Below are 2,782 nucleotides of genomic sequence, written 5' to 3'. Positions count from 1 at the left end.
GATAACTGATAACTGATAACTGATAACTGATAACTGATAACTGATAACTGATAACTGATAACTGATAACTGATAACTGATAACTGATAACTGATAACTGATAACTGATAACTGATAAATGAATGCTTCTCCCGCTTATGTTTGGTGTCAAGTGTTGTCATCTACTCACCTCGATCAAATTCGTTCTTGGTGGGGACAGTTGGCAATACAGGTGACAGCACCGAGGATTAGTCTAAGTGAAAGAGACATTCCCCCACAGACAGGAGAAATCTATCAACTCTTGCTTTCCACTGACCTACAAGCTTTATTGTTAGCCAGTCCCCAAGGGCATAATTTCCAGTACGAAGTCCGCATTAGTTTTGAAGCGAACACGATTAAAAATTTTCTGCAAGGACTGGCTGTCAAGTCTCTCCACAACCCAAAAATTCAGCAGGGTTATCAAATTTTAAATCTGCCTCTATCCATTAATGTCAGCAGTTTTCAAAATAAAATTTTAGTCAAAATTCTCTCGATAATTTCTTCTTCGTCTGCTGATAGAGATTGTTCCCGCATTTTCTCCGTTTGTCAACCGGTAGAAGCTGCCCTATCCCAACAAATCCAACAGGAAAGATTATTAAACCAAGTCATCACCCAAATGCGTCAGAGTCTGGAGTTACCGGTGATTCTGGAAACCGTAGTCAGGGAAGCGCGGGAGTTTCTGCAAGTGGACCGATTGTTAATTTATCAATTTTTCCCCAGTACCAGTGAGGTAAAGGGAAAAATAACTTCCGAGTCGCGCATTTCTGACCAGATAAATTCGGTGTTAAATTTAACCCCCGAAGACGATTGTTTTTCCTATATTCCCCAATACAAAGAAAAGTACCGTCAAGGATTAATTCTGGCTGTGGATGATGTGGATGTTAACTATTCTTCTTCCTTCTGTTTGTCCGAATTTTTGCGACAACAGCAAGTGCAATCAAAATTAATCGCCCCGATTGTGGTACAAGAAGAATTGTGGGGTTTATTAATTGCCCATCAATGTCAAGAAAAACGCCAATGGTTGCCGCAAGAAAAGAAATTTTTAGGTCAGATTGGTGAACATCTCGCCATCGCTATCTATCAAGCGCAATTATATTCTCAAGTACAGGAACAAAAAGATATTTTTGAACGCCGGGTAATAGAAAGAACCCAAGAATTACAAGATACTTTAATGGCCGCAGAAGCCGCTAACCTCTGCAAAAGTGAATTTTTAAATAATATTAGTCATGAGTTATTAACTCCCCTAACTTGTATTATCGGTTTGTCCAGTACCCTGCAAAAATGCTCGGCAGCCAATAATTTTTTACCCCCCGACAAACAAAAACACTATCTAAAAGTTATTCAGGATAACGGCAATAAACTATTAGAATTAATTAATGACTTGCTTAATTTCTCGCAAGTTTCGGCGGGAAAAGCTGTTTTAGATATTAAACAATTTTCGCTAAAATATCTCTGTAATCATGTTTTAGAAATTATTAAAACAGAGGCAGAAACTAAAGAAATTAATCTGATTTTAGAAATGAGAATCACCGAAGAAGAGCATTATTTTTACGCCGATTATGATCGAGTCCAGCAGATACTTTTATACTTGTTAAAAAATGCCCTAAAATTTACCCCCGAACAAGGTGATATCACCCTGAGACTGTGGAAAGAAGGCAGTCAGGTCATTTTTCAGGTAGAAGACACGGGCATCGGCATTCCCGCTCAAAAAATACCGCTTCTGTTTGAAAAATTTACCCAATTGGATGGCTCCCGCAAACGTCGTTATGGTGGTGTAGGATTAGGATTGGCTTTAACTAAACAATTAGTGGAACTCCATCGCGGCACGATCGAGGTAGAATCTTGCTTAGATAAAGGTTCCATCTTTACCGTCCGTTTACCTCAACAAAAGCCACCCAGATCCCAGCTTCAACCCTCGGAGAATAATCCCCATTTTAATCACCACCATCCCACTATAGTTTTGATTGAAAGTGACGAAGAAATCGCCAATCTTATTTGTGAGTTATTGATGGTGGCACATTATCAAGTTATTTGGTTAATCGATAGTGTCTCCGCTATCAAAAAAATTGAGATCGTGCAGCCAGGTATTATAATTGTCGATCGGAAAATGCCCGATATATATCATCTGTGTCATCTTTTAAAAAAATCTAGCCAAACTCAAGCCAGTAAAGTGCTAATCTTGAATGATACCCCTGAAATCAGCGTTAATTTTCTCGGTCGTCATGGCATTGACGACTATCTCCTCAAACCGATTCAACCCTCCCTATTGTTGGAAAAAATCCGCTATCTAACCGCTTTATAAGTGGGGTTTGCGGCAAAAAGTTTTTCGTGGGGGTAGGGTGTAGGGTGTGGGGTGTAGGGTTTTACCCATTTTCATCTGGTCAATTTTTTCCTTTTTCCTCAGAAAATAGAGCTTGAAAACTAACTATCAAATAGCTAATTTTCAAGCTCTTAATTGTAGGAATCCTAGGCTAAATTAGGATTCACTCTCGATATAGATAAATAACAAACCCATAACCACGGCTGGCATTAACCAACAGACGATCGGGATTAAAATCCAAGGCAGATAAGAAGCTGCGTAGTCACCAGTCATGTCAAATGCTCCTAGTAAAAAAATAAGGAAATGTTGACATCCTCGCCGCCGTAAAACGGACGGCGATTCCTCACCACGCCACTTTTTTAGGGTGGTCGCTGAACGGGGTTGACGCTTCACCGAAAAACGCTTAATTGCTTAAGTCTGACACTTTCTCCACGTCCGTTTTCAG

Annotated in this window: 2 protein-coding genes; one reads left to right on the top strand and one right to left on the bottom strand. The window is 39.6% G+C overall.

The features are described 5' to 3' along the window. Positions 1–117: 117 nt before the first annotated feature. A complete protein-coding gene (locus tag IM322_RS21900) occupies positions 118–2,319 on the top strand; it encodes an ATP-binding response regulator (protein WP_287672797.1) in 2,202 nt (733 codons plus the stop codon). A gap of 174 nt (positions 2,320–2,493) precedes the next feature. Here the strand turns inward: IM322_RS21900 and IM322_RS21895 are convergent, their stop codons facing one another. Then, complete coding sequence (locus IM322_RS21895) at positions 2,494–2,610, bottom strand: photosystem I reaction center subunit VIII (protein WP_004162778.1); 117 nt, start codon at positions 2,608–2,610, stop codon at positions 2,494–2,496. Positions 2,611–2,782 lie beyond the last annotated feature (172 nt).

Origin of the sequence: Microcystis sp. M109S1, from assembly GCF_020247025.1 — a bacterium.
In the GTDB taxonomy this organism is placed as follows: Bacteria; Cyanobacteriota; Cyanobacteriia; order Cyanobacteriales; family Microcystaceae; genus Microcystis.
The sequence above is the reverse complement of the archived record's forward strand: the minus strand, read 5'-3'. Positions and strand labels throughout refer to the sequence as shown.

What these genes read in the sequence shown, in the direction of transcription:
- IM322_RS21895 (WP_004162778.1), bottom strand. Translation starts at nt 2,610, where the DNA reads ATGACTGGTGACTACGCAGCTTCTTATCTGCCTTGGATTTTAATCCCG.
- IM322_RS21900 (WP_287672797.1), top strand. Translation starts at nt 118, where the DNA reads ATGAATGCTTCTCCCGCTTATGTTTGGTGTCAAGTGTTGTCATCTACT.